Here is a 1,987-nt window from a genome sequence, read left to right as displayed (position 1 = left end):
CTCAGCTTCTCGAACAACACCGAGGTCGCGGGCGGCAACGTCTTCGTGCTCGGCCAGACCTTCCAGAACACGGCCAACCGCGTCGTCTCCTACGCGGCGCGCCAGGGGGCGGGCAACATCGTCCTCGTCCATGCCTCGAACCTCGCGGGCGAGGTGGCGCGGGACGCCGTGCGCTCCGCCGCCGCGCGCTCGGGCGCGACGGTCGCGGCCGCCATTCCCTACGAGTTCTCGCAGACGGGCGTGATCAACACCGTGCCGCAGGTGGTCGACGCGGTCCGCTCGACGGGCGCGAACGCGGTGCTCCTGACCTCGGACAGCGCGGGCGCCCTGCCCTTCTTCGCCCAGCTCCTGCCGGAGAACGGGCTCGACACCTCGGCGGTGCGCGTCCTGGGGATCACCCGCTGGGACGTGCCGCCGCAAACGCTGGAATTCGCCGGCCTCCAGGGCGGCTGGTTCGCGGTGCCCGATGCCGGCGCCATCGCCGGGTTCGAGGCGCGCTACGCCGCGACCTACGGCGCGCCGCCCCACAACCTCGCCGCCATCGCCTATGACGGGATGCGCGCCATCGCCGAGACGGCGGCGGCCACGGGCCGCGTCGGCGGTGCGGACCTGACCGCCTCGGCCGGGTTCCAGGGGGCGAGCGGCGTCTTCCGGCTGCTGGCCGACGGCACCAACGAGCGGGCGCTCGCGATCGCCCAAGTGATCGACAACCAGGTGGCCATCGTTGACCCCGCCCCAAGACGCCTCGGCGGTGCCGGTCTCTGACCGGAACCCCCGCCTCACCGACGCCACCGAACCGGGGACGCTGATCGTCCCGGCCTCCGCGATCTTCGACGCGGAGGCCGTTCGTGCGTCGATCGACGCCGCCTGCCGGGACGCCCGCGACGCAGCCGCGATCCGCGCCGCCGCCGTCGCCGTCCTGTCGGAGGCGAGCCAGCGGGGGCGCGACGCCATCGCCGAGGCCTTCGGCCAGCTCCCCCTCGCCGCGCGGCGCACGACGCGGGCCTATTGCCACCTCACCGACTGCCTCGTGCGCGAGGTGCTGCACGTGGCCGAGACGCACCTGCACCCCAACCCCCTCCCCTCCGCGTCCGAGCGCATGGCGGTGCTCGGCGTCGGCGGCTACGGGCGGGGCGAGATGGCGCCCTTCTCCGACGTCGACCTCCTCTTCGTCACGCCGTGGAAGATGACCGCCGCGATCGAGAAGGTGATCGAATCCGCGCTCTACATGCTCTGGGACCTGCGGATGAAGGTGGGCCACGCCTCGCGCACGGTGAAGGAGTGCCTGCGCCTCGGGAAGCAGGACGTCACGATCCGGACGAGCCTTCTGGAGATGCGCTTCCTCGCCGGCGAGGAGTCCGTCGCGGCCGAGCTTCAGACGGCGCTCCGCCAGCAGCTCTTCGACGGGACGGTGGGCGAGTTCATCGAGGCCAAGCTCGAGGAGCGCGCCAACCGCCACAAGAAGCAGGGCGGCCAGCGCTACATGCTCGAGCCGAACGTGAAGGAGGGCAAGGGGGGGCTGCGCGACCTCCAGACGCTCTACTGGATCGCCAAGTACGAGCACGGCGTCGCGCGGGTGGGCGACCTGGTGGACCGCGGCATCTTCCGGCCCGAGGAGTTCGCCTCCTTCGACGCGGCCGAGCGCTTCCTCTGGGCGGTGCGCTGTCACCTGCACCTGATCGCGGGGCGCGCGCAGGACCAGCTCTCGTTCGACAACCAGGTCGCCGTGGCCGAGCGCATGGGCTACCAGCCCCATTCCGGGCGCCGCGCGGTCGAGCACTTCATGCAGGACTACTTCCGCCACGCCACCCGCGTGGGCGAGCTGACGCGCATCTTCCTGACCGAGCTCGAGGCCCGCCACGTCAAGCAGGAGCCGGGGCTGCTCGGCTTCCTGCGCGGGCGGACGCGGCGCCGCAAGAAGGTGCGCGAAGGCTACGCGATCAAGCAGAACCGCATCACGGTCGAGAAGCCCGACGCCTTCTTCGCC

General features: G+C 72.1%; 2 protein-coding genes. Both read left to right on the top strand.

Going from position 1 to position 1,987, the window contains the following annotated elements:
• A partial coding sequence (locus ACTS11_RS18920; RefSeq protein ID WP_442641842.1) for an ABC transporter substrate-binding protein occupies positions 1-765 on the top strand: 765 nt, incomplete at its 5' end.
• On the top strand, positions 725-1,987 hold a 1,263-nt coding region (locus tag ACTS11_RS18915), incomplete at its 3' end, for a nucleotidyltransferase domain-containing protein (RefSeq protein ID WP_442641841.1). The genes ACTS11_RS18920 and ACTS11_RS18915, both read left to right, overlap by 41 nt.

Origin of the sequence: Roseicyclus sp., assembly GCF_052168335.1 — a bacterium.
In the GTDB taxonomy this organism is placed as follows: Bacteria; Pseudomonadota; Alphaproteobacteria; order Rhodobacterales; family Rhodobacteraceae; genus Roseibacterium.
This window is presented reverse-complemented; position numbering and strand designations above follow the sequence as displayed.